The sequence below is a fragment of the Oceanobacillus neutriphilus genome (assembly GCF_014645515.1).
Lineage (GTDB): Bacteria > Bacillota > Bacilli > Bacillales > Amphibacillaceae > Oceanobacillus > Oceanobacillus neutriphilus.
This window is the reverse complement of the sequence record NZ_BMLW01000005.1, coordinates 298,601-324,376: the sequence shown is the minus strand read 5'-3', so window position 1 is coordinate 324,376 and position 25,776 is coordinate 298,601. Positions and strand designations below refer to the sequence as shown.

Here is a 25,776-nt window from a genome sequence, read left to right as displayed (position 1 = left end):
AAGTATATTTATGCAATATGGTTTCTATGCTATTGCTTTTATCTTTACTTGCTGCATGTTCAAACGATTCGGAGGATGGGTCAGCAGCAGATAGCCCGGAAAATGATTCTGCCATGGAACGAATTGAAAACGAACCAGATGCAACTGATGATAAAGTAGAAGTTATCTCTGAAGAAGAAGATGCTTCTAAAGATTCAGGAGAAGACAATACTTCAGAAAATACTGCTGAAAATGAAGAGGATGGCGCTTCTGAAAATTCAGGAGAAGATGTCTCTGAAAATGGAAATGACAGTTTACTAGATGGTTACACTGCAGAGGAGATAGAATATGCTCGTGTTTGGTTACAAATTGTAGGTAATCAAGACATAGAGGAATTGAATGTTTCTCATGTTGCGGCAGGAGAGCAAGTGAACCCAAATGAAGAGGATAGCGCTGATTATCCAGAAGATGTTATTACACTACAAGGAAAAGTTATGGCAGAGGTACAGTGACTTATAGTGGTAACGGTGATGGAACAATTAATCTATACAATATTCCCTCGCACTGGCCTAGTGCTGAACAAATAGATGAAACAATGGCAGCGTATACGGAGGATATCCTTAAAAATACAGAGTTGATTTATATTGAAACTGGTAATGATGAAGATATCAAAAATTTGATTGACAAAGCTATTAGACTTCAAAAATAGAAATTGTTTATTAGAAGTATTCAAGTTATAACTGCTAGCAAGATGTGATTCATTTACCCTTTTCAAAAAAGATTAAAAAAGAAGGTAGTACAATTGGAGATTGTTACTGAGAAATTAATTTACATAGCTTTATTTATTTTTATTATTCATTCGATTGAAACGCTCGCTTATGCTGTGAGATTGTCAGGAGCAAGAGTAAGAATGATTGCTTCAGCTTTATCCCTTTTCAATATAATGGTAATGATTTCGAGATTGGCAAATATGATGCAGCAGCCTTTTACAGGAAGCTTAATTGACACTGCGCCAGGTAATAGTGCGCAAGAGTTTGTTGCGACACAATTCCGTTTTCTTATAGGCGCTTCAACAGTCGGCACCCTTTTCGGGATACTTTTACTCCCAACTTTTATCGCTTTATTTTCAAGGACGATTATTCATTTGTCTGAAGAGAAGGGATCTGTTCCGTCTTTATTTAAAAGGTTATTCTCTTTACAGTATATAAAACGGAGTATCACGCATTTCAGTTTGCCTAAATTTTCATATCTGAAAAACACTAAAATGAAAGATATCCCAATAAGGTTATTTTTGGTTAATATGGTTATAACAGCAATATATACAATTGGTGTGCTGTCTGCCTTATATGCAGCATTGTTAGCACCCGAACGCGCATCAACAGCCATTATGGCATCCGGTTTAATAAATGGTATGGCAACAATATTGCTAGTGATTTTTGTTGATCCAAAGGTATCAGTGGTTGCAGATGATGTTGTTAATCAGAGAGGCAGCTATCAAACGCTTAAAAATATTTCCTTGATGATGGTTACGTCGAGGCTATTAGGTACATTACTGGCACAGTTGTTCTTTATTCCTGGCGCAAAATATATTGCTTGGTTTACACAGTTTATAGTTTGAGGTTATTTCCGCAAATAGATGCAATTGAAGTAACCTGATTAGAAAAAGAGGTAGTTAAATGAAGTTAAAGAATGCAACATTCTTAAATAGTAATATGGAATTTGAAACACAAAATAACGGGGGGCTGAATGCCATTGATTAGATTAGAACATTTTAATAGACAGGATTTTGATTTGTTAATAAGTTGGATTGATTCACCAGAGTTTCTTATGCAATGGGCAGGACCACATTTTAGTTACCCCTTAGATGTAACACAATTAAATCAGTATATAAAAGGTGCCAATGAAGAAAACTCTAAAGTACTTATTTATAAAGTCGTTTTAGATAAAACCAATGAAACTATTGGACATATTTCTCTAAACAATATTGATTTAAAGAACCGTTCTGCAAGAATAGGAAAGGTATTACTAGGTAACCAGAATATACGTGGTAAAGGCATAGGTCAGAAAATGGTAACTGAAGTACTCAAAGTTGCTTTTGATCATCTGTCCTTACATAGAGTTGGATTAGGTGTATTTACTTTTAATGAATCAGCTATAAAGAGTTATGAAAAGGCTGGTTTTGTGAAAGAAGGTTTACTTAGAGATGTTAGGAAAGCAGGAGATGAGTATTGGAGTTTATGGGAAATGAGTATGTTAGAGAATGAATGGAGGAATATGTAATTGCTCGTTTTCCATATCAAGTTCTGTTCCATTATAATAAGCGTGCCATTAAACAAGAAGTTCTTTTTCACCATACTAGATCGGACCTTAAAAAGGGTCCTGAAATAGATTTTACAGGTACTATAAATTAGCAAATAGTAAAAGCTTTTTCCAAGGAAAAGATTGACAAAGACAAACGTCTGGGCTATTATTCATACTAATAATTTTTATTTGGCCAATTAAATAAATTTATGCAAAAGGCAATGAAGAGAAGAGTAAATGTATGCAAGCATAGCAGAGAACTCCTGCAGCTGGAAATGGAGGATGTAATCATACATTGAATCAAGTCTCGGAGCCGCACATTGGAAGTTTTTAAATGACGGATAGTGTGCCGGGTTCTCCCGTTATAAAGATAGAGTATAAACATTATTTAAGATGATGCAGTACTTGAAAAGGTTTCTATGGTGACATAGAGACAAAGTGGGGTGGCACCACGAACTTCTAAATTCAGGGAGTCTCGTCCTCAAAGTTAATAACTTTGGGGGTGAGATTCTTTTTTATTACGAAATAATAGAAAATCTTGAATTTAGGAGGGCTTAAAATGAAGTTTATGAAATGGAAAGATCCATTATTACTTTTAGCGGGTATTGGGATTTCAAATTTAGGAGCATGGGTTTATTTAATTGCGCTTAACTTAATTGTATTGGATATGACGGCTTCTCCATTAGCAGTATCCATACTATATATATTAATACCTGCAGCAACCTTATGCACAAATTTTTGGTCTGGCAGTTTTATCGACCGGCTAAATAAAAGAAATTTAATGATTTCATTAGATGTAATAAGAGCAACACTCATACTGGTACTGCCATTTATGGATTCGATCATTCTGATTTATGTATTTGTTTTTATCATTAATATAGCTAGTTCCATTTTCACACCGACTTCTATGGTTTATATGACAAAGTTAGTTCCTAAAGGAGATCGGCAAAGGTTTAATGCACTTAGAAATTTTATTAATTCATGCGGATTTATATTAGGACCTTCCATTGCAGGCGTTTTGTTTATGTTCGGTTCTCCATATTTAGCAATTCAATTAAATGCAATTGCTTTATTTATATCAGCAATTATTATCCTGTTTCTTCCTAACCTGGAATTACGAAATGAAAAGGTTATTTCAGAAAAAATCAATATGGCAATCATTCTAAGTGATTGGAAAAGAGTTGTCAGATTCAGTAAATTAAATACGCATATTGCTTTGGTCTATGTTCTTTTTAGCGGAGTGATTGTGTTTATGAGTGCGTTAGATTCCTTAGAAGCAGCATTTGCTACCGAAGTTCTTTCGTTGTCTGAAAGTACCTATGGCTTTCTTGTAAGTATAGCAGGGACTGGAATCATCGCTGGTTCATTGATAAATGCTTTATTTACGAAGTATTTAAAGCTGAATATCCTCATTGGGTTTGGAGCTATTTTTACTTCAGTCGGCTATTTAATATTTGCCTTTTCGAATGATTTTTGGATGGCTTCTATTGGATTTTTTCTATTAACATTCTCCTTGTCATTCGCAAATACAGGATTTTTAACTTTTTATCAAAACAACGTACCAATAGAGATGATGGGAAGATTTTCAAGTGTCTTTGGGCTGGTAGAGGCTTTGTTTATTATCCTGTTTACAGCTGCAATCGGGATATTTGCAGAACTATTCGAGCTTCGGCAAATTTATATTATTGGTTCGTTTGCTTTTTTCATTCTGGGAATAATCATTAACTGGATGGTGTTGAAAAAATCTAAAAGGAATTACTACCATCAAGAAGAAGCGGGTTAGAAAATATTAGAACAGAGAAAAATTTCTACCTGTACAAATAAAACAAAGGGGCGAGTATATGTACTTAGTAATGTAAGAAATTAAAAGGTGTTCATTTTTATGAAAAACTATAAAGTAATTGTCTATAGATAAGGTCTTGTATTCTGGATTATCTATCAATAAGCCTGCTGTCAAAAAACAGCAAGGCTTTTTCATTACATAAAGAATTACTACAGTAAAAGTAATTGACCCTGACACGGTGTCAGGGATTATGATGAGATTACTTAAGAAAAAGAGAGGGGATAAGAAATGAAAATCGGTGAATTGTCAAAGGAAACAGGAGTAAGTATTCGATCATTACGCTATTACGAAAAAAAGAATCTAATTCGTCCTCCCCGGCAGGAAAATGGATATCGGGAGTATGAGGAGTCGGATATTGAAACTGTAAAAGCTGTACAATTATTTTTAAAACTGGGGATGAATACAGAGGAGATATACCAGGTTTTATCATGTGGTGATTTTCAGTTTGCTGAAAATAAGGAGTGTGCTCAAGACGCAATAGATCTCTATTCGGAAAGATTAATAAATGTCCGTGAACAGATTAATAATCTGCAAGAAATTGAAATACATTTAGAAAAACTTATGAAGTATTGGGAAATGAAAAAAGAGGAAAGTGGGGATTAAGTGAATTATCGGCTTCTTATACTTGTACTTGGGACATTTATTATAGGGACGGATGATTTTGTTATTGCTGGTTTATTACCACATATCTCTAATGATATGAATGTTACGATTGCTGCAGCGGGGCAGTTAGTCACAGCTTTTGCTATTGCGTATGCTATCGGGGCACCGCTTTTTGGAACCTTAACCATGAATTTTCCTTTAAAAGGACTCTTGGCTATTTCTATGCTGGTATTTGCGGTTGCAAATGCACTCTCTGCAATTGTGACATCTTTTGAAATGCTCTTTATCACTAGAATACTAGCTGCGTTGGCAGCAGCAATATTTACTCCTTTAGCAATGACCGCTTCAGCCAGTTTAGTATCTGAAAAAATGAAAGGGAAGGCATTGTCGTTTATATTAGCTGGTATAACGATAGGTTTAGTTTTAGGAGCACCAATTGGAACTTGGATTGGCAATGCGGCCACGTGGCGCTATTCTTTTATTTTTGTATCTGTTATCTCGTTTATTACAGTTATAGGTGTATTCCTATTTTTACCTGAAATAAAAAGGGAAGCTGAGATGACTATCCGGGAAAGATTAAAAGGGTTTAATAGGATTATTTTGTTAACCCTGCTTGTAAATATAATTGGTACTACTGGAGGCTTTATGACCTATACCTATATAGCTCCTATCATTACTGGGATTACCAGCATGGAGAATATCAGTATTTTTCTAATGTTATTCGGTATCGGGGCACTCTTTGGAAATCTGATAGGCGGGTATTTTACAGATCGAATTGGTGCTTCGAAGACATTAATGCTGGCTCTTGGAGGATTTGCAGTATTATTAGCTTCTTTCTCATTATTATCCTTATTAAATTCTTCAACATTTACAATTATGATGGTATCCATTGTTGCTGTTTTATGGGGCATTCCAGGCTTTGGGATGAATCCCGCTCTTAATACCTTTCTTATAGCATTGAATCCAAAATCAGCACAAATGGTTTTATCATTTAGTGCATCTGCCCTTTATATGGGTATTGGATTGGGCGCTTTTATAGGCGGTGGTGTTATTAGTATTAGTTCTGTAAATTATGTAGGGGCTGGAAGTGGGGTATTGGTACTTATCGCTTTGCTGCTCTTTGCTTTGATTAATAAGTCTGTTGGGAAAAAAGAGAGTAATTTGTTTTGAATAAAGCGTTTCTTTCATTACTTTATAAATTTTTGACCTAATCCTACGGTCGCAATTAGGCAGCTGCTTATTCTTTCAATCGATAACATTTTTATCAGTATGTAAAATTAAATTTACTAATTTTCTAAAAAATCATTATTCTCTGCGTGAAATGTGATAAAATTAATTTATATTCAAAATTTGGAAAGGGGAAATGCAATCATGATAACATACCAACTGAAAACCCATGCTAATTTACTTTCATTACAGGAAAGGGCGGTTTTCAATTAGGTATACCTTTCACTGTTTTGAGGGTTTTTTAGTTGTTTATTTAACTAAAATCTATCAAAACAGAAGGCTTAATATTTATCAAGTTAGTTGAATCCTTCTGTAATAGCTCAGGAGGAAAGAAGGATGATGAATGCTTTAAAAAAGTATGATAGTGCAATATGGGTTAGGGTCGCAGGAACTTTTTTAACAAAAGTTGCTCAATTTATGATGTATCCTTTTCTTGTGTTATATATGACACAGAAATTTGATGCCTCCGTACCGTTAATTACTGCTGTTATTGGTTTGGAGTCCATTGCTGGATTTATCATAAATTTACTCTTAGGCGGCTTATCGGACCGTTTTGGCAGAAAATCCATTATGATGCTATCTTTAGCTATTCAAACAATTTGTTTAATTTCATTCGCATTTGTTGACTCGTTATTATTATTTGCGGTCCTGATAACGATATTAGGAGCCGGTTCGTATATTTTCTTCCCGGCAGCTGATGCTCAAATTGCAGATAGTGTCTCTGTAGATATTAGGGCAAAAGTTTATGCAATGATTGGTTCGGCAGCATCAGTAGGGGTAGCAATCGGGCCATTGTTAGGGGTTATTGCCTTTAAACAAAATCCTGCATTTGTATTTTTATTTTTTGCTTGTGTTACTGCACTTTACTTTTTATTAGTATGGTGGAAAATCCCTGAAACTGTACAAAATAGTACTGAAGAGCAGGAATTAGGCAATAAACATTTATTCAAAATTTCATTAAAGAAGCATAGAAATCTAATATATTTAACTTTATTGGTTATACCTACTTCTTTATTATCTGCCCAGGACTGGTCAACGTTCCCTCTATATTTACAGGGGAAAATAGAAAATTATGAATGGGTATACTCGTCTTTATTATCAATAGGAGCTATTGCTGCAGCAGTTATTCAAATATGGATTGCAGCTATTATTGAGAGAAAAGATCCAAGGAAAATGATTTTTATTGGATATATGCTTGCTATGATTGCAGCTATTGGATATGCACTCTTCATAGACTATGGATTTCTAATTGCTATACGTTTAATCATGGTTGTAGCCAGCTCAATATATACGGTGCACTTAAATAAATTCATCTCGACCTGGGCACCAGGCGATATGAGAGGAAGATATTTCTCCATATTCGGACTGCATTGGAGAGTGTCTGAAGCATTCGGTCCTTTTATTGGAGGAGTATTATTATCATCATTTAATGGTTCTGTGATGTTCGGTTTTTTTGCAGCACTATTGTTTGTATCTGGATTTATGCAATTGAAATTATTGAAAAATATTCGGTAAGTGATTGTTATATAGAGAGAAATATAATGTGCTAGGAACGACTACAAATTAATTAAATTATTATGAAGCAGTACATTTTATCAAATAGTACAAGGTCAATGATGCCTGTTTCAATAAGCTTAGACATTGATTATAGTAAATAAATAGGAATGATGAGTCCTTTGTTTAAATTAAACGAAGGACTTTCAACTTGGCTGTAAAGACCGCACTGATGGGGTGTTAGCGGTTAAAACTACTAAGTCTATGGCACAACATATGATAATTTACAAAGAAATGAGGGAAAATATGTTTCCAATATTAGAGACAGATAGATTAATTTTAAGGGAAATATCGAAGGAAGATGCAAAAGGCATATTTGCTTGTTTTTCCAATGAAAATGTAACAAGGTATTATGGTCAAGAAACTTTAAAAAGCATCGAACAAGCTGAAGGATTTGTAGATTTTTTTGCAAAAAGTTATAAGGAGAAAAAAGGGATACGTTGGGGAATTGAAAGAAAAGGAACGCAAGGAATCATTGGAACCATTGGTTTTAACGCTTTGTCACCTAAACATAAACGAGCAGAAATAGGGTATGAAATCCATCCTGAATATTGGAGATTAGGTTATACCGCTGAGGCAGTATTAGAGGTAATACAGTACGGTTTTGATGACTTAGGACTTACTCGCATAGGGGCTGTTGTTTTTAAAGATAATGAGGCTTCTAGCAATTTACTCTACAAAGTTGGATTTCAAAAAGAAGGCATTTTAAGAAAGTATATGTATCAAAATGGAAAGGCGTATGATACATATGTTTATTCGTTGCTTCAAAGTGATAGATAATGACTTCTTAATCTAAAGCAGAGTGCTTCTGTAATAAAGGATTTTTTATAAATTGTGTTTTAAATAAACGTAGAACCAGAGAAAAGGGGTGCCGGTTTTCTGCTCTTTTTTTGTGGAAATTTCTTTGAAAAATATTAAAAAATTTCAATTTTCTTATAATTAGTTATTTTATTTTTGTATTTTGCGGAGTATTTTAATCCCTCACTCCCTTAGGATATAAAACTGCTCTTATTTTCGTTAGGAGTTAATAATATTGCTTAAATGAAGTTAGGAAAGTAACTGATGCCAAATTCTAAAAAAATTAAAATCATACATTAGGAAGGCAAGAATCTAATTATTTCTCACTATGTAGAAGAAATTATTGATATTGATCAAATATGTAGGAGCGATAGATATGAGTGAATTGTTAAAAGAATATTGTCCTGGACTATTAAATGAATATGATTATAAAAAAAACAAAATGGATTTACTTGAAACTCTTACAATAGGGTCCGATAAGAAAGTGTGGTGGATTTGTAATAAAGGTCATCTATCTTATGAGGCTACATGTCATAATAGAATTAGGAATAATAGTGGCTGCCCGTATTGTTCGAATTCTAAAGTGTATGAAGGAAATTCATTAGCTACGCTATCACCACACATTGCAGTTGAATGGAACTATGAAAAAAATAAAGGTTTGACACCTAATGACTTTACAAATGGTTCTTGCAAAAAAGTATGGTGGATATGTAAATATGGACACGAATGGAAGGCAATTATAAATCCACGTACTAAAAGAGGTGTTGGATGTCCTGAATGTTTTAAGAGAACGAATACTTCTTTTTCAGAACAATGTATCTTATATTACCTTCAAAAAATATTTCCAAATGTCAAAAATAGAAAGAAACTACAATTTGATAGGGAAACATATGAGGCTGATATTTTTATAGAAGACTTAAATATAGCTATAGAATATGATGGTGGAAGAACTCATAAAAATAAATTGGATAAGGATTTAAAAAAACGAACGGTCTTTCAGAATGCAGGGATCAGAATTATTAACATACGTGAAGGAGAATTACTGCCTTTAACTGAAAATAACAAAGATGAACTAATTATTGAAAAAGGAAGAAGAATAAATGACGACAATAGGTCTCAAATGATAAAAAAATTGATGGTACTTTTAAAAATTAATTATTCATTTGAAGTTGACGTTGCTAAAAATCGGGTACAGATTTTAGAAATGTATCATCGTGTTAAAGCAAAAAATAGTGTTTTACAAAGGTCACCTGAAATTGCATTGCAATGGCACCCTGAGAAGAATGGAAAATTAAGACCAGAATATTTTTCTTTCAATTCAAAAGAAAAAATATGGTGGCTTGGTAAATGCGGACATGAATGGAAAGCTGTTATTTATACCCGAACAAGACTAAGTTATGGATGTCCATATTGCCGAAATCTCTATGTGAATGAAACGAATTCATTAGAAAGTTTAAATCCGGAAATGCTCAGGTTTTGGGATTATGACAAAAATAATGATGAGAAAATGTATCCTTTTGAAGTTGTTCCTAGTTCACCTAAAGAAGCCTGGTGGAAATGTTCTAAGGGACACTCTTTTAAAAGTGGAATAAGGGTGAGATTAGCAAGTAAACACGAAGGGTGCCCATATTGTATCGGTCGAAAAGTTAGTATAGAAAATTCATTGGGGACTAAACGCCCCTGGATATTTCAATATTGGGACTTTGAATTAAATAAAAAAGGTCCTTATGAATTCACTGCAAAATCTGAATCAAGAGTATTTTGGAGGTGTGAAAAATGTAATCACAGATGGCAAGAAAGAATCGATTATATTGAAAAAAGAATCTCTTATAAATGTCCTGATTGTGAATATAAAAGTATTGAACCTAGAATCCCCTGTGATGGAGATCCAAATGAACTATTGAAAAATTATCCGATATTTTGTAATGAATGGGATTATGACAAAAATAGTCACTTAATAATTGATACGTTATTATGCAGTAGCAAGGAACATGTTTGGTGGAAATGTAACAAAGGACATGAATGGTACAGACAAATTAATAAAAGAACGAAACGATTTAAAGATTGTCCAAGGTGTTACTCGAAAATAACTATAAAAAATCCAATTTCGAATGATCGACATTTAATGCACTATTGGGATATTGAATCAAATGTTTATAATCCTGAGGATATAGGAATTCATTCTACTCTTAAACTACACTGGAAATGTAAAAAAAATCATCGATGGATACAATCTCCTGGTATTAAAGTTATATGTATGAAGTGCAGTGAATTTAATTTAAGGAACAAAAATAAAAAATTATTACTTCAACACGCCGAGATATTTCAGGAATGGGACTACAAGAAAAATAAAAACATTAATTTAAGACTTATTAAAATGGGAAGTCACAAAAAGTTTGCTTGGAAGTGTAAAAAAAATCCTGAACATGTATGGGATAGCACTATTTATAATAGAATTGGCCCAAATAAAAATGGTTGTCCCTATTGTTCTGGCAAAAAACAAGGACCTGAAAAATTACTTCAAAACGTAAGACCTGATCTTATAAAATATTGGGATTTTGAAATAAACAAAGATACACCTGATGATGTATTAGTTGGATCTGGAAAAAAAAGATTTTGGAGATGTCCTTATTGCCATCATGAATGGGAAAATCGAATCGATAGTGTTACAAAAAGAAAATATATTTGTCCATTTTGTAAAGACAATTAGAATAAAACTTATTCAACTAAAGAGAGAGAGAGTATTTCAAAAAGTTTTCAAAGTGTTGTAGATGAATCTCTAAAAAATAAAATCCTTTATAAGATATATTTTAGAAGGAGGGAAATTATGAGCGAATTGACAAGGGAACAATATCCATTAAAAAGATGAAAAGTCTTGGTTACAGAAGTTAGTAGACAGGCAGGTATAGGATATACCATAACCAGGAAAGTAGTTACTCATGGATCTTCCGTTATTATTCACCATCGAGCGCAAGGTCAAGAATGAGGAGCTGATGACTTAGATGCTGTAATAGAGGGATTTAAAGCAGTACTTGTAGAAGAAGCAACATTTCGTGAATTTAAAGGAAACTTTATGGAGTCTACTGCTCCTGAAGAATTGTTCAAAAAAATTAACAAGCATACTTTAGTTGGCTAAAACTAATCTAATATAAAAATAATTTCTTAAACATTATTAATTAGAAGAAGGCGGTGTATAGAATGGACAAAAAGATGAAAAGTGTTATCTCTTACAAGGATGTGTATTGTTTACCAAATCTTGATGATTTTATTGTTGAATTTAAATTTAATGATACAACTGTTTATACGGAAGACAACCGATTAATTGTTGAGTGTATTAAAACGGTCGATAGCATAGATAGTTCATGGGAAATAAAACGTTATGCTAGACCAGATTTACTAGTTATTCAAGGTGTATTGTCTTATTTTACCGGACAACTATTTACAATATACGAAGTGAAAGAAAGCAAAACTCAAAAGGTGGAAGCTGGAATTAATCCTTCTAAAAGCATAAATACTACTATTTTATCGTTAGGGGAATCAGATTATTCTGATGACTTAATATTGTTACTTGAGAAATTAGAGGAAAAACACTTTAAAACATTAATTATTACTTTATTAGATAGATGGAGAAAAGCACTTTATATGGTTGGAGAAAGTGAAGTAAACACTTATCATGACGAAGCAATTCTAACACATTTTCATATACTGGAATTACTCGCAGGCTACTACTATAATGATTTTAAAAAAGCAGCTAATGAAGAGATAAAGCGCTTTTTAACTGTTTTTGCCTCAGAGACACTAAATCAAAGTGGTAATATCAAAGAGAATACAATTAATGCTAAGTTGAAAACCTTAAAAGATGTACTAATTAGTGATGAGGCCTCAATCACTACAAAGATTAATTATTTTTTGAAAAGGCATTCAATATTAGATGAACGAACTTATTCCTTAGTGAATAAGTTCGTTAAAATACGTAATTCTATAGCTCACGGTCGCGTATCTTATAAAGAAAAGTTAATTTGGAAACTCTCTCCCTTTTTCAACATCTTAAATAGTGAATCACAAACGGTTATTTATCAAATTCAGATATTGACTGCCAGAGCGATTGCTGTGCATTTTGGTTTAGACTCTTGGAAAGAGGATTGGGAACTCGTACATAATACATTACCACCTTCAGATGATGTACTTATGGATTTTATTGAAAATACCAATAATCACAAAAAAATAACCGGTTCCGATTTAATAGATGGTACTTATAAAAATATTACTGTGAAATCGTTAGTAGATTACTATGTTGAAAATAGAGATAAGTATAGGTTAATACAATTAGAAAGGGCACTAGCAAAAACGTTTATTGAAGTGCCTATAAATGAGGAAAATAGTGAAATGTTGTTTTTAGCCTCAGTATTGTTGAGCGATTCGCAAAATGAGCAGTTATCTAGCATTTCAAGAAGGAATGTGAAACTTGTTCATAAATATGCTTGGTATGATTATTCCAATATAAAAGATATAGTACGGTATTTTGATTTTTATGAGATTGAAGTTAAATGGTTGTATTTTTGGATTAAACAAGGTGTTTATAACGATGCTAGGGAATGTAAATATTAAATGTTTATTACAACTCTGACTTTCAAGAATTTAGCAGTCTTAAGAATTGATGAATAAGTTTTAATGTATAAAATTAAATTAAGACAAAATGTATTCAGTTACACCTACAAAGTTTATCAATGGTAATCTTTTTTATGATATATTATGTTCATTATAATTATGGAGTGTCAGCTTATGGAATCAAAGATAACTAAATGGAACAAAGAAAAATGTATAGAAGAACTTATAAAATTGTATGAAGAGCATAGTATATTGACTGCAACCACAATCTATAAATATAGAGGAGGAGAGAGAATTTGGTAGTCTTTCAATCTTCTGTTTCGGATAGTGATATTGGCTATCTGTTTAGAATTGGAAAGAATAATTGGACGGATAGGAGAGCAGTTGAGGTTCTTAAGCTTATATTTAAAGAAAAAGAAAGAAGTTATTAGCACAACAGAGTTAATGTCTGAAAATAGTGGTTTAGAAAGATATCTAAGAACAAAAAGAGGCGGGGGTCGAGAGTTTTGCAAAAAAAAGAATATATTATTTTTGTTATAACTGATAGAAAAAGCAAAATTGGATACCTGAAAGAGCAGTGAAACAGTTAAAAGTCCCTGTATAAAGAATTTAAGAAGTCAGTTGGTATTAAATTGTTAAATAGCTTAGGTTATGATGAGCTTTACCAATGAGCTGCAAATACATAAAGAATTGCAAAAGTAAAAGTGATCGCCCTTGACACGGTGCCAAGGCTTATGATGAGATTACCTAAAGATAATAGAGGGGCGAAAATCAGTGAATTTTGAAAGGAAACAATAGTGATATTATGAAAAGAAGAATCTAATCCCCGGTTTGTGTGCTTCTTTAAAATTAATTCACTCTGTAGGAATAATTCCTGATATACTTTTCTATAGTTTTTCAAACTTTCTATACTTTGTTCTGTAAAAAATCCATACAGATAGCTGCTAATTCTTCCGGAGTTTCTTTAGCCCCGTTCTCTAACCAAGTGTAAAGCATGGACCAAAATATACCAGTGGTAAACGCATTCGCATAAATGGCAGTGCTATGATTAATCTCTATATTACTTAAATAATAGTCGTTAAGTTTAGGAACGTATTTTTGATATTGTTTAAAAAGATATAACATTAGCCCATTTTTATAGATAACCTTAAGATGGGGTAGATGATTTACCCAAAATAAAAAATGATTATAAATTAGTTCTTCATAATTTGAAGCAAAATAGTTGTCTTGGGATGAAGAATACTCTAAGAATAGTAATTCTACAGACTTTTCAAGTACTTCTTCTTTATTTTTAAAATATCTATAAAAAGTTTTTCTTCCTACTCCAGCCTCTTGAGCTATTTGAGTAACAGTAATTAGTGAAAAATCATACGTTTCCATTACGGAAAATAGACCAGCTATTATATCTTCGTTTTTACCCATACATCCTCCTTGACACACATTCCATTAATCTGTTTCGGTTTATTGAATATGAATTGTTTTCCATATAAACTATATCTATATGACACAACTGTGTCAATGGAGGTAGGGAACATAATGTATAATTATGGGAAATGGTATACTATAAATAGAACAAACCAGTATGTTCATATACTTAGTAACAATTTGGATAATCCGATTTTGATTTATATACATGGAGGTCCCGGAGATGCTACTTTACCTCTTGCTGAGCATTTTAATTCAGATTTATCCAAGAAATATACTTTTATTATTTGGGAGCAAAGAGGTGCTGGAAAATCATACTATAAGTTTAAAGAAAATGAGAAACTTACTATAGATCGTTTTGTAGTTGATTTGAAAGTCTTAATTGAAAAAATGCTGGTCGAATTCAAGAAAGAGAAAGTATGTTTACTGGGGCATTCTTGGGGGAGCATTATTGGAATGAAATTTATTATTCAATATCCAGACTTGATCCAATTTTATATTGGAGTTGGCCAGGTTATTTGTTCACAAAAAATGTTTGATAAAAGTAGAGAATACTTGGAAGATCATACTGATAATCTTAGGCTTAAAAATAAAATTTCGTCTTTAAACACTACATTCAACCAGGAAAGCTGGTATTCTGATTTAATGTTTTTTATGAGTCAGTTAATCAAACAAAAAGTTTCTCTTTACGGAAAAAGCTCGTATTTATCGTTATATCCGTACTTTATCACTTCCAAAAATTATTCATTATTAGATTGCATAAAACGATTGAAGGGTTCAAAGCAATCTATCGTTAAACTATGGCATGAAGTATCTCAAATTGACTTTTCAGATCACGAAGATTTTAAAGTTCCTATTGCCTTTATCGAAGGGGAATATGATTATCATGCTTCCAATGAGTTAGTCTATCATTTTTATCAAAAAATCAAATCTCCAAAAATCTATTTTACTATAAGAAATACGGCTCATTTTCCTCAATGGACAAGGTCTGATATCTTTAATTCAATAGTAAATTCTTTGGATTTCTCGACTTTTTCAAATAACGGAGAGATGAAAATACTATAGTTCTTTATACAAACAACACTTGTCTTATTCTATACTGAAGGCGGCTGAAGTATTGTAAGAAATAATAAAAAACCAATTATAAAAAAGAAATAGATATTAAAATAAACCTTATTTAAGCCATCATAGAACCTGCTAAACAAATTTAGTTTAGCAGGTACATCTGTGTAGAAATACACCATTTTAATGCAAACAGACGTTGAGATTTTAACTTAGTTTATTACTATTTACTATTTTTGCGTTTGGTCCATAAATAAAATGCAAGAATAAAAATAATGTACACTGCTAAAGTAATAATTCCAATGGCAGCATGATAACGGAAAGATGCTATTAATGAAAATATAACGCCAAATGCCATGTATACAATAAAATAATATGCTTTTTTTCTGTCATTTATAAAAAGTGAAGTTAATATAGCAAAAGCTAAAAAGCAAGAAACTATTAAGATGATAAATAATGAAATAAATATAAGAATTTCATTAGAAGTTACAGTCGATGACGATGCAAATAACATGTTTTTCCTCCTAACTTTCTACATGAGTTATAATTATACATTACCGATAGTATGCAGGTGTTTAGGATTATAGACGCTATGTGAATGTCAAGAAGTTAGTGGTTTAATAAACGCTAAGATAATAAATTTTTACTGGTAATCTTCCCATTCTTAAAATACATTTAAACTACTAAAGCAATCAAGCATAGGAATGTAGTCCGGCAATAACCAAATTGACAAATACCTGATTAAAAACAATAATACTAAAACCGATGATTGCCATCCATGCTGTTTTTTCTCCTCTCAAACCTCCTCCAATGCGGAGATGCAGCAATACAGCATAAAATAAAAAGGTGATAAGTGACCAAACTTCTTTTGGATCCCAACCCCAAAATCTGCCCCAAGCCATTTGTGCCCATATTGATCCAAATATTAGTCCGCCGAGTGCGAATAATGGAAATCCAATAATTATTGCACGGTAAGTAACTTCATCCATTGTTGTCGCATTTACCTTTTGGGTGAGTGGTTTAAGCAGGGAAATGATTTTACGTCTAGTAAACAGCCTGATTAGTATATAGAGAAGGCTTCCAGCTAAGAATGACCATATAAGGGAATTTAATTTTTTTGAATCGATGGAATTAGGTATTTCGAGTATTCCATTATTTTGGTTTGCAAACTGTTCCTTATAATCGTCCGACACAACAATAGAGTCTTTAGGGACAACGATGGCCGGCATTTTATATTGATAAACTTCTGTTTCCAAATTATAATTTTCAAATGCGATATTTTTATTATAGCCAATCATACTAAAGGTACTTGTTACTGAAATGAAAGCAAATACGATTACCAGGAAATACATAACGAGCTCTAAAAAGAATGGTTTATTACTTTTCTCTTCAGGATGGATTGTTTTTAACAAGAATATAATTCCTGTAATAAAAGCTATGGATAAAATGGCACTGGAAAAAGCTACTGTTGTTACATGAATTTGTAACCACCCGCTTTGTAATGATGGAACAAGGGGTGATATGTCCTTTGAAAATGCATTTGCAAATCCAAGAATAAGAAGTGCTATTGGCAGAGCAAAAAGACCAATGACACTTTGACGAAATATATGATAGATAATAAGAAAGCTGCCTACCAGCATGATTCCAAAAAATGTCATGAATTCATATAGATTACTGACAGGAGCATGTCCGGATACATACCATCTTGTGACAAAATATAAGAGTTGTAAAATAAATCCTACCCAGGTTAATGCGATACCTATTATTGAGAACGCTTTTCCTTTAGATTTCACAGATAGTCCTAAAGGAATAATTGCAACCAAGTATATTAGAAAAGAAATATAAAGTGCTGTACTGCTTAAACTTGTTAAAGAATCAAAATACATGTGAACGCTCCTATGTGTTTATGCTGTTATTTATCCTACGTGCTTACAGCGGTATACAGATATACATAACTTAAAACCAGAGAAAGCACTTGTAAGATTGTCTTAGTTGCATTGTATAATACTGTCAATATTAATTATAGGTATCTTTCCTATTCGGTTTGTATTTCGGCATAACTGGCCATAAAAAAACAATGACAAGATTCTGTCATTGCTTTTTTAAAATTAAAGTTTGTGTAAAATAAGGAGTTTTCAAGGTTTCCAATGTTGCATTACTTGTTTTATCCACCATCAACTTTAACGAATACAATCCATATCCGCGATCACCGTCTTTAGTAGAATAGTGTTTTTCGTATAAATTCTCTAAGTCAATCATTTGCTGCTTATAACTATTACTCACAATAAAATATTGTCTCTCATCCAATTCAAAGAACGCAATCTGTAATATTTTTTCTTTACTTTGCATCGCTTCTTCTATGCCATTATCTAATAGGATGGAAATGATTCGGATAAAATCAACAACGGGTATAGCAATTCCTTTAATTTGTTGGGGTATATCAATCATCACTTGTATGTTTTGCTGCTGGGCGGAAATTAATTTAACTCCCAAAACGCTTTTTACCCCAGGTACTTTGATGTGCGATAACTTGGCAATATCCAGATTTCGATTATTGATAAGCTCAGAGGTAGGTGCGATAATTTCATGATAGATGTGTTCAATCTGTGCCAGATTTCTAGTCCGCACTCCTTCATCTAACGTTAATAATATATTCATATAATCATGACGGAAAGCTGCTAGGTCGTCATGCATAACTTCCAACTTAGCTAAATGATCTAATAATTCATTATCCAAATGGTTCTGTTGTTCTTTCAGCATTCTTTCTTTTGTTAAATGAGAGCCAATTATAACAATTATCAGCAATATAAAAAATAAAATGAAGAGAGCGCTGTAACCCATTTGGCCATACGGTTTATGCAAAGCGGCTAAAAGTTCAGTAGCTGGTGTTGTCAGAATTAACGCCGCAATGAGACCTGCAGCAAGCATTGGATAACTTATGTAGTAAATTGGGCTTTTTATAATAAATTGGGCTAGTTTTTGCACTTTATTACGCAGCATCCCTAAAGTAATCAGGATAATGATAGAAATAATAAGATGAACGATACTAACAGTCCAGGTATATATATTAAATGAAGTCCACATAAACAAGTGCATAACAAATTCTATCAGCACTATTTTCACCAGCGTGATACTGACCATGCTGACTAATGCAAAGTAAAGGTTTTGCATAAAAGTTAATTTGACCTGCATCAAGCCTAAGCACAGTAAAAATAATAATAGCATAATAACGTTAAACTCAGGATACCCGGTTACTGCAACAACAACACCGAGCAAAATTGTAAAAATAAAGCTTAAAGTGATTACCATTATGTAAGGTAAGCGATTGTAGCGAATTAACTCAAAATAAAATATAACATGACTAATACCAATGAGTATAATTGCAATGACATCATAAACAAACATTACAATTCACCTTTCAACCGCTGACGAACTTTTTTATGTAAACGTCGTGATACAGGAATTTGTTTCGTGTTTTTTAAAACAATCATCCTTTCTGCTGTATCGTAGGAAAATATCTGCATTGTATTCACAACAAAGGATTGATGGCAGCGAAGCAGGCGCTCATCCAATTCTTCCATTTCTTTTAATGTACCATAAAAATGAATTAATCGATCTGCTGTTACTAAGACTAATCGATGCGGCTCATCCGTTTTGATGTACTCTATCGTTTCAAATGGTACCTTGACAGTAGCATTAGCATTTTCAACGATAAAATTATCATTAGAAACGCAATCTGTATTCCGTGTTTGATAATGGAGCAGGCATTGTTCAAACATATTATAACGTTCATCGCAGGATAGAGATTTATCAATGAATGTTAATGCCGAAACCATATATTGATAGGAGATTGGTGCAAACTTAGAATACGTTGTCACAAACACAATGATGCCATCCCTATCATATTTACGGATCTCCTGAGCAACTTGTAGCCCCTTCCGCTCTTCATTTTTAATTTCAATATCTAAAAAATAGATTGGTGTATATGTAGTCAATGGAATCTTTTTTATTATTTGTGTGCTTTTACTAGTTACTTCAATAAAATTATACGGCAGATTATACTTTTTACAAATTGCTTCGACTAATTCTTTTAAATGCTGCGCTTGAATCACATCATCTTCCAATATGAAAATACTCATACAATCACTCATTTCAAATCAATCTGTAAATAGCATAGCATGATTACGTACTTTTGGTGAACGATAAATATTTTAAACTTGGATTCGGTGCTTTGGAGTCAGAAGAATGTAATGATTTTCATTTTAAATAAGAAAGAAAGGGGTTCCTATGAGGGATTATATTAGTGCCTGCAATAATTTTAGGAGGATTAGGAATTTGGGTCTAATTTTCAAGAGCTAAATGGTTGGAGGAACAGTCGAATAAAAAATTCTAACAGGATAAGGGTAATTATGAAACTCATTCTATAATAATAGATTAATATTAAAAAGTTAGAAAACTGCTCTGAAGGAGGCTCGAGAATTAGGGGGAAATTTAAAAAATAAGGGAGAGGAAGCAGAAATTGATATAGGTTTGCGTTAATGGTGGCAGGAGGGAGTAAACACAAAATGAACTAATAATGAAGCTAAGGAAGATTTACCTGGAAGTGGAATGCAACTGTGTAATGCAAAATAAAAATACACAACTTTGCAAGATTAAATTCATAGCATTGTAAAGAATCACTACTATTTGATGTGGAGAGGTGAGCATGAAATCCTTCTGCAGAAGAGCCAGATTTATTGTGTTATCTGGCTCCATGGCTCTTGACTCATACCTACGAGGCTCCATGTCAAATAACAAAATTACCTATGTATTTTTCGTTGCAAAACGATGTATTAACATTTTGCAATTCTGTTTTTATACCAGTTTCTTTATTCTTATTTTTTCTTGAAATATAAGAAGATAGCTCCTATGAGACTATTAAGAAGTGCTAACCAGAAAATAATATCTAATGCTAATTTGCTGGTAATCAATTCTTTACTATTTAATGTAGTAATAATGACTATGCCAAGAAAAAGTACTGCGTACATAACGCTTGTCATCTGCAGTCGAATGACATATCCTCTTTCATCGCGCCCTTCACGGCTGCCTCCGAAATTAAAAATATAAATAAAAGCAACAAGTACCAATCCTAATGGAATAAGTAATAGATAATTCATTTTTTCACTCCTCTTCTGAATATGAAAAGACTTCTGTGATTTCTACGTTGAATGAATAGGCAATTTTAAAAGCTAGAGTAACTGAAGGAGTATATTTACCTTTTTCAATGTTAGCTATCGTTTGCCGGCTGACATTTACTTGATCTGCCAGATTTTGCTGTGTCCAACCTTTTTCAGCCCTAAAAACAACTATGCGATTCTTTAGCACTTTTGGTTACCTCCTTAATACTCTTTCGCACATTGTAAAAAATTCTTATCAAAATGTAAAGTATTTTTATCATTTTACCAATAATATGGTTTTGTCGTTACTTGACCTCTTTATACATGTAATTTAAAGGTGCAAATCTAAAATTTGTATTTAGTAATTTCCTATCTATACACGAGTTGATTATGTCCACAGGGAATTACCAGCAAAAAAAAGTTCTATAACTTATGGGAAAATAGACTCTAGAGCCTTCTATTTCAATATACGGTATTAAATGATATATTTTACCTGGAAGGAAGATTTGATGAAAAAAGTTATGTATTCATTGCAAAATCCAGTAGACTCGACATGAATATTAGTGGACTTCTTTATGAGAAATAACTATTTATATTGAGAGCCAGGGCACACATAGCAAAGGAAATCGTGTAGAAACATAATTCATTCTACTAATTCATATGAAAAAGTTAAAAGAAGATAAATAAATAATAAAATTTATTATATCAGTACTTTAGTAGTGGTATATTTGATATAATAAATTAGAATATTTTATTTTTGAAGGGCGGTTTAGAAATGAGCTATTTTGTAGATGCACCTGCTAATATTATAAGTAATAGTTTCTTACGAGAGCCTCAAGAAGACGCATACAGAGCAATATATGATCATTTTGTAAATAAAAAAAGCAAGGAACATGCATTAGTGACACTGCCAACAGGAACCGGAAAGACTGGTTTAATGGGGATATCCCCATTTAAAATTGCAAAAGGAAGAGTTTTAATTATTACTCCACAAACAGTAATAAGAGATTCAGTTTTAGGGTCATTAGACCCAACTAACCCAAAAAACTTCTGGATATTTTCAAAAGTACTTGAAGAACTTCATCATTTACCATCTTTAATAGAATATGAAAAATCATTGACAGATGAAATAATTCATCAAGCTGATATAGTGGTGCTAAATGTACATAAATTACAAGAGCGTCTAGATTCTTCATTAATAAGAAGAGTTGGCCCCGACTTTTTTGATATGATAATAATTGATGAGGCGCATCATGCTGAAGCAAAAACATGGAAAAGGGCAATAGAATACTTTAGCAATAGTAAAATATTAAAGGTGACGGGTACGCCGTTTAGAAGTGATGGTAGAAATATTGAAGGAAAAGAAGTATATAAATATAGTTTGGCTCAAGCTATGGCAAAAGGGTATGTGAAAAGTTTGGAAAAAATTGATCACATACCTGATCAAATGTTTTTCACCCTTGATAACAATCCGGATAGGGTTTATACACTTAGTGAATTAAGAGAAAATAATATTAAGGAAGAAAATTGGATTCAACGATCAGTTGCTTTATCTAGAGAAAGCAATAAAAAAATAATTAATCTTTCAATTAAGAATTTGGAAGAGAAAAAAGAGTTAACAAATAACCCACATAAGATTATAGCTGTCGCATGTAGTATTGATCATGCTGAAAATATAAAAAAACTTTATAAGGAAAAAGGGTATGAATCATCAATTGTCCATAGTAAACTTGAAAAGTATGAGCAAGAGAAAGAACTTAAAAAGATAAATGATAATGAAGTTGATGTAGTTATAAACGTTGCTATGCTTGGTGAAGGCTATGACCATAAATTTTTATCAATAGCTGCAATATTTCGTCCATTTAAAACATTACTTCCTTATGCTCAATTTATTGGTCGCACATTAAGGTCAATTGAATCAGAAGATGGTACATTTACGGAAGAGGACAATACAGCTGTATTAATACACCATAAAGAATTAGGTCTCGAACCATTATGGGATTTTTATAAAAAAGAAAAAGTTAAGCGCGATGCTATAAAGAAAATTAAGGAAGACAGAAACTTAGATTTAAGCGAAAATGGTTCAAAGGATTTAACTAAAGGAACTGCCAATGAATCAGAGGATTTTAGAATCGAAAAGGACACTTTCGTAGAAACGGAGTTAATACGAAAACGCAAAGAAAAGTTAGAGGAAGAAAACCAAAAAATCCGTGAGCTCCAACAATTATTAGGAATAGATGAAAGTAAAGCCAAAGATTTTATTAGACAATCTAAAAAAAGCACTGATTCGGAAAGATTACTTCGTCCAGATAAATATTACTTTCAAAGAAGAAAAGATTTAGATATACTTATTCGTGAAGAGCTGATTCCTGAGTTCGTGGCTGATTATAATTTAGATGTAGAAGGTGACGAGTTAGTAAGGGAAAAAACTATTTTACCGAGAAAATCTTACGGCTGGATTTATAGTCATGCTAAAACAAACGGAGCCTTGCTGGGAACTTATTTTAATGCATACTTAAAGAATGAATTGAAAGTTCCGCGAGATCAATGGACATTAGTTCAATATGAAGAAGCAGTTGAATTAGCCAAATCACTTGATATATACATTCGTAAGATAGTTGATAGTAATAAGGAGGAAAAGTAATGAATAAAATGATTGAAAGGTTATACGATGAAGTATATTCTCCCAAAGTTAGTCCGGAAGAGTTAATTAACAATGTTATCTTGCCAAATTATACATCAGTAAACTTTGAGTCAAACAATGTTGGTTTATTAGTGACAACTACTTGCATGATTGATAATGATTTAACTGCGGAATATAAATATCAATTTGACAAAGAGAAAAAATTACTTACATTGATAGGTGATGTAAATGGTAAAACGGATTTTATATATGATAGAGATAAAGAAATAAAACGTAAATATAAGGAAATAAAAAAGTATATGAATATTGGAGTTCAAGCCGTTTAATTAAGAGCTATTAAGCGCATATTGCCTTCGATAAATAAGTGCAATTTAAAGTAACGGATATAAAAATTATACTAATTTTTCACTAAAGAATTCATTTTGAAGAATACTTAAAATGAATTCTTTTTGAAAGAAAGGGAATAGAGTATGTTACAACGAATAGAGACAGAAAGATTATTTATGAGACCTTATAACGTCGCTGATATATCGGCAGTCCAGAATTTAGCTGATGATAAAGCAATTGCAGAAACAACTTTTATTCCTTACCCATATACAGCGGAGAAAGTGGAAGAATGGATAAACAGCCACTCTGAACTTATTAAGAATGGAGATGTTTATCCGCTTGCGGTAGTGTTAAAAAATGAAAATCAATTGATAGGAACCATGACAATCCGAATTGATAAAATACATAATAAAGGTGAATTGGCTTATTGGATAGGGAAGGACTATTGGGGAAAAGGATTTGCGACAGAAATGGCAAAAGCTATGCTAGCATTTGGATTCAATGAATTAGACCTTAACCGGATATGGGCTCCAGTTATGAAGAAAAATATCGCATCGGCAAAAGTAATGCAAAAAATTGGTTTAACCTATGAAGGAACTTTAAAGGAAGATGTTCTCAGATGGGGGAGCTATGAAGATGTAGAAGTGTATGGAATTTTGAAAAAGAATTACATACAGTAAGGGATTTCGAGTCAGGACCTATATGAGTATTTTCCGCATTGCAGTTTTCCAACAGACGACTGGATTGTAAATAAGTGTGTTGGTTTTCGTTTCAAATCGGATTAAATCAGTCAAGCAATATCATCATTCTATTCAAATAGTTAATCGTTTTACACGACTAAAACAATAGAAAAGGGTGTCTTGCTGAATAAAAAGGCAAAAAAAGGGCTGTTGCACAATCAGGTAACTGAAAGTGCAACAGCCTCTTCTAATTAATTATATGATTTCATTTATTGTAGTGGATTTTTTGTAGAAGTATTGGTAAAATAAAAATAATTCAAAGAAAGGAAGTGTTCTATTGTTCACTGTACCAGTAATTTTAGAAGAAGAAGCAGACTACATGAAACATGATCGGCTGACGAAAAAGCTGATAAAAGAGTTTTTCGAAGAGTTCATCGAAGCGTTTTTCCCCAATCTTCACCCCTACATTGATTTCTCCAAAGTGACCTTCCCCGCAGTGTAACTGTCTGTAAGACTTCCATTGAATGAAGTTTCACTTTATTGAACAAGAAGTATATCTATAATAATAAAGTGGTGCAATGCGACTATATGAATGACTATTATCAAGGAGAACTGATTCAACATCAATTGGAGCATTAAGTTCTAGGATTTTCAGGTTGTATTAAGATTTATTTGCTAATTCCACTTTTCAAAAGTTGAATTATTTACATTAAACATCCTTAACTATGTTTGGAAGGTGATATTTTTTGGTGGAGTTAAGAACAATTAATGAGGATAATTATGAAGAATGTTTAAATTTGCATGCAACTGCGATCGATGAGGACTTCGTAGACGCTGTAGCGTGGTCTTTAGCCGAAGCTTGGGTGCTTTATGATGGTGCACGCCCCTTTGCAATTTATGCCGATAATATGATGGTGGGCTATGTTTTAATGTATATTGGCAATAACAACCCCCAAATCATAAATTTTATGATAGATAGCCGTTTTCAAAAAAGAGGCTATGGTTCAGTAGCGGCTAAGCTTTGTATTGATTATTTGTGTAAAGAATATAATGCAAGAAGGATTTCCTTACCGGTTAAACCAGAAAATAAAACTGCACAAAAATTTTGGAGCAACATAGGCTTTGAAATAACAGACGATATGGAGAATGGTTATCTTTATATGCGGTTGTACATACCAGAAAAATATGTCTGAGCATATGGAAATGGAACCCATTCCCATAAACGGGGCGCGATTGTTGAAAATTTGAGGGACATAGGTAGCGAAAACGCTTGGGTGTATATCCAAGTGTTTTTTCTAGTAGTATGTAACTGTTCTCCATTTTCAGTGACGAAACAGTGGCGACTTCATGGTTATATATTTCGCTTATTTTCAATTGATTTTCTATAAGTGTATATTTTACATTAATCGTATAAGTTTATTGATTTGCCATGGTAAGAGAAATATCACATAGGTATTAATTTAGAATGAAATGCACTATTAAAGCTAATGTTAAAGTTATGGTCAGAAATAATATAGTAATTAGATTTGTATTCAACTAACATCTATCATTTTGGTTCAAATTGGTTCA

23 protein-coding genes, 1 pseudogene and 1 other annotated feature are annotated in these 25,776 nt (G+C 32.5%); of the genes and pseudogenes, 17 read left to right on the top strand and 7 right to left on the bottom strand.

Annotation, left to right across the window (positions count from 1 at the left end; all coding sequences use genetic code 11):
- Window positions 1-17: 17 nt before the first annotated feature.
- From IEX29_RS10590 to IEX29_RS27005, 11 genes and pseudogenes are all read left to right on the top strand, one after another.
- Window positions 18-688: pseudogene (locus IEX29_RS10590) on the top strand (YdeJ family lipoprotein).
- Between the two features lie 93 nt (window positions 689-781).
- Window positions 782-1,597: a lipid II flippase Amj family protein gene (locus tag IEX29_RS10580; RefSeq protein WP_188734414.1), complete on the top strand. Its 816-nt coding sequence runs from the start codon at window positions 782-784 to the stop codon at window positions 1,595-1,597.
- Between the two features lie 134 nt (window positions 1,598-1,731).
- Window positions 1,732-2,259 (top strand): GNAT family N-acetyltransferase, encoded by a 528-nt coding sequence (locus IEX29_RS10575; RefSeq protein WP_188734413.1) that lies wholly within the window; start codon window positions 1,732-1,734, stop codon window positions 2,257-2,259.
- 233 nt (window positions 2,260-2,492) lie between these two features.
- Window positions 2,493-2,766: a binding site (T-box leader), on the top strand.
- Window positions 2,767-2,839: 73 nt separating this feature from the next.
- Complete coding sequence (locus IEX29_RS10570) at window positions 2,840-4,063, top strand: MFS transporter (RefSeq protein WP_308423639.1); 1,224 nt, start codon at window positions 2,840-2,842, stop codon at window positions 4,061-4,063.
- Between the two features lie 288 nt (window positions 4,064-4,351).
- Window positions 4,352-4,726, top strand: coding sequence for a MerR family transcriptional regulator (locus IEX29_RS10565; RefSeq protein WP_188734412.1), 375 nt, complete (start codon window positions 4,352-4,354; stop codon window positions 4,724-4,726).
- Window positions 4,727-5,896 (top strand): MFS transporter, encoded by a 1,170-nt coding sequence (locus IEX29_RS10560; RefSeq protein ID WP_188734411.1) that lies wholly within the window; start codon window positions 4,727-4,729, stop codon window positions 5,894-5,896.
- Between the two features lie 393 nt (window positions 5,897-6,289).
- Window positions 6,290-7,468, top strand: a complete 1,179-nt coding sequence (locus IEX29_RS10555) for an MDR family MFS transporter (RefSeq protein WP_188734410.1) — start codon at window positions 6,290-6,292, stop codon at window positions 7,466-7,468.
- Window positions 7,469-7,753: 285 nt separating this feature from the next.
- Entirely contained in the window at window positions 7,754-8,287 is a 534-nt protein-coding gene (locus IEX29_RS10550) for a GNAT family N-acetyltransferase (RefSeq protein WP_188734409.1), read from the top strand.
- 394 nt (window positions 8,288-8,681) lie between these two features.
- Window positions 8,682-11,015, top strand: a complete 2,334-nt coding sequence (locus IEX29_RS10545) for a zinc-ribbon domain-containing protein (protein WP_188734408.1) — start codon at window positions 8,682-8,684, stop codon at window positions 11,013-11,015.
- 488 nt (window positions 11,016-11,503) lie between these two features.
- Window positions 11,504-12,913, top strand: coding sequence for a hypothetical protein (locus IEX29_RS10540; RefSeq protein WP_188734407.1), 1,410 nt, complete (start codon window positions 11,504-11,506; stop codon window positions 12,911-12,913).
- A 296-nt stretch (window positions 12,914-13,209) separates the two neighbouring features.
- Window positions 13,210-13,344, top strand: a complete 135-nt coding sequence (locus IEX29_RS27005; RefSeq protein ID WP_268239039.1) for a hypothetical protein — start codon at window positions 13,210-13,212, stop codon at window positions 13,342-13,344.
- 475 nt (window positions 13,345-13,819) lie between these two features.
- Here the strand turns inward: IEX29_RS27005 and IEX29_RS10535 are convergent, their stop codons facing one another.
- Window positions 13,820-14,335, bottom strand: coding sequence for a TetR/AcrR family transcriptional regulator (locus IEX29_RS10535; RefSeq protein ID WP_188734406.1), 516 nt, complete (start codon window positions 14,333-14,335; stop codon window positions 13,820-13,822).
- Window positions 14,336-14,518: 183 nt separating this feature from the next.
- Between IEX29_RS10535 and IEX29_RS10530 the strand changes: the two genes are divergently transcribed.
- Window positions 14,519-15,403: an alpha/beta hydrolase gene (locus IEX29_RS10530; protein ID WP_229720171.1), complete on the top strand. Its 885-nt coding sequence runs from the start codon at window positions 14,519-14,521 to the stop codon at window positions 15,401-15,403.
- A gap of 220 nt (window positions 15,404-15,623) precedes the next feature.
- Here the strand turns inward: IEX29_RS10530 and IEX29_RS10525 are convergent, their stop codons facing one another.
- The 6 genes from IEX29_RS10525 to IEX29_RS10500 all read right to left on the bottom strand — a co-directional run bounded on the left by IEX29_RS10525 (window position 15,624) and on the right by IEX29_RS10500 (window position 20,764).
- On the bottom strand, window positions 15,624-15,914 hold the full coding sequence (locus IEX29_RS10525; RefSeq protein WP_188734404.1) for a hypothetical protein: 291 nt from the start codon (window positions 15,912-15,914) through the stop codon (window positions 15,624-15,626).
- A gap of 178 nt (window positions 15,915-16,092) precedes the next feature.
- On the bottom strand, window positions 16,093-17,286 hold the full coding sequence (gene ccsB / locus IEX29_RS10520) for a c-type cytochrome biogenesis protein CcsB (RefSeq protein WP_188734403.1): 1,194 nt from the start codon (window positions 17,284-17,286) through the stop codon (window positions 16,093-16,095).
- A 205-nt stretch (window positions 17,287-17,491) separates the two neighbouring features.
- Window positions 17,492-18,805, bottom strand: a complete 1,314-nt coding sequence (locus IEX29_RS10515; protein WP_188734402.1) for a sensor histidine kinase — start codon at window positions 18,803-18,805, stop codon at window positions 17,492-17,494.
- Window positions 18,805-19,539, bottom strand: coding sequence for a response regulator transcription factor (locus tag IEX29_RS10510; RefSeq protein WP_188734401.1), 735 nt, complete (start codon window positions 19,537-19,539; stop codon window positions 18,805-18,807). The genes IEX29_RS10515 and IEX29_RS10510 overlap by 1 nt, the downstream gene beginning before the upstream one ends.
- Before the next feature lie 735 nt (window positions 19,540-20,274).
- A complete protein-coding gene (locus tag IEX29_RS10505) occupies window positions 20,275-20,556 on the bottom strand; it encodes a hypothetical protein (RefSeq protein ID WP_188734400.1) in 282 nt (93 codons plus the stop codon).
- 4 nt (window positions 20,557-20,560) lie between these two features.
- Window positions 20,561-20,764: a helix-turn-helix transcriptional regulator gene (locus IEX29_RS10500; RefSeq protein WP_188734399.1), complete on the bottom strand. Its 204-nt coding sequence runs from the start codon at window positions 20,762-20,764 to the stop codon at window positions 20,561-20,563.
- Between the two features lie 567 nt (window positions 20,765-21,331).
- On the opposite strand from IEX29_RS10500, the gene IEX29_RS10495 reads away from it, so the two are divergent.
- The 5 genes from IEX29_RS10495 (at window position 21,332) to IEX29_RS10475 (ending at window position 25,400) form a co-directional block, all read left to right on the top strand.
- Window positions 21,332-23,200, top strand: a complete 1,869-nt coding sequence (locus IEX29_RS10495; RefSeq protein ID WP_188734398.1) for a DEAD/DEAH box helicase — start codon at window positions 21,332-21,334, stop codon at window positions 23,198-23,200.
- Window positions 23,200-23,526: a hypothetical protein gene (locus tag IEX29_RS10490; RefSeq protein ID WP_188734397.1), complete on the top strand. Its 327-nt coding sequence runs from the start codon at window positions 23,200-23,202 to the stop codon at window positions 23,524-23,526. The genes IEX29_RS10495 and IEX29_RS10490 overlap by 1 nt, the downstream gene beginning before the upstream one ends.
- A 144-nt stretch (window positions 23,527-23,670) precedes the next feature.
- Window positions 23,671-24,207, top strand: coding sequence for a GNAT family N-acetyltransferase (locus IEX29_RS10485; protein ID WP_188734396.1), 537 nt, complete (start codon window positions 23,671-23,673; stop codon window positions 24,205-24,207).
- A 337-nt stretch (window positions 24,208-24,544) separates the two neighbouring features.
- Window positions 24,545-24,709, top strand: coding sequence for a hypothetical protein (locus tag IEX29_RS10480; protein ID WP_188734395.1), 165 nt, complete (start codon window positions 24,545-24,547; stop codon window positions 24,707-24,709).
- A 247-nt stretch (window positions 24,710-24,956) separates the two neighbouring features.
- Entirely contained in the window at window positions 24,957-25,400 is a 444-nt protein-coding gene (locus IEX29_RS10475) for a GNAT family N-acetyltransferase (protein WP_204799045.1), read from the top strand.
- Window positions 25,401-25,776 lie beyond the last annotated feature (376 nt).

Coding starts and splice junctions, on each gene's coding strand:
- IEX29_RS10565 (WP_188734412.1), top strand. CDS start 4,352: ATGAAAATCGGTGAATTGTCAAAGGAAACAGGAGTAAGTATTCGATCA.
- IEX29_RS10490 (WP_188734397.1), top strand. CDS start 23,200: ATGAATAAAATGATTGAAAGGTTATACGATGAAGTATATTCTCCCAAA.
- IEX29_RS10550 (WP_188734409.1), top strand. CDS start 7,754: ATGTTTCCAATATTAGAGACAGATAGATTAATTTTAAGGGAAATATCG.
- IEX29_RS10555 (WP_188734410.1), top strand. CDS start 6,290: ATGATGAATGCTTTAAAAAAGTATGATAGTGCAATATGGGTTAGGGTC.
- IEX29_RS10510 (WP_188734401.1), bottom strand. CDS start 19,539: ATGAGTATTTTCATATTGGAAGATGATGTGATTCAAGCGCAGCATTTA.
- ccsB (WP_188734403.1), bottom strand. CDS start 17,286: ATGTATTTTGATTCTTTAACAAGTTTAAGCAGTACAGCACTTTATATT.
- IEX29_RS10515 (WP_188734402.1), bottom strand. CDS start 18,805: ATGTTTGTTTATGATGTCATTGCAATTATACTCATTGGTATTAGTCAT.
- IEX29_RS10525 (WP_188734404.1), bottom strand. CDS start 15,914: ATGTTATTTGCATCGTCATCGACTGTAACTTCTAATGAAATTCTTATA.
- IEX29_RS10505 (WP_188734400.1), bottom strand. CDS start 20,556: ATGAATTATCTATTACTTATTCCATTAGGATTGGTACTTGTTGCTTTT.
- IEX29_RS10540 (WP_188734407.1), top strand. CDS start 11,504: ATGGACAAAAAGATGAAAAGTGTTATCTCTTACAAGGATGTGTATTGT.
- IEX29_RS10495 (WP_188734398.1), top strand. CDS start 21,332: ATGAGCTATTTTGTAGATGCACCTGCTAATATTATAAGTAATAGTTTC.
- IEX29_RS10570 (WP_308423639.1), top strand. CDS start 2,840: ATGAAGTTTATGAAATGGAAAGATCCATTATTACTTTTAGCGGGTATT.
- IEX29_RS10545 (WP_188734408.1), top strand. CDS start 8,682: ATGAGTGAATTGTTAAAAGAATATTGTCCTGGACTATTAAATGAATAT.
- IEX29_RS10485 (WP_188734396.1), top strand. CDS start 23,671: ATGTTACAACGAATAGAGACAGAAAGATTATTTATGAGACCTTATAAC.
- IEX29_RS10535 (WP_188734406.1), bottom strand. CDS start 14,335: ATGGGTAAAAACGAAGATATAATAGCTGGTCTATTTTCCGTAATGGAA.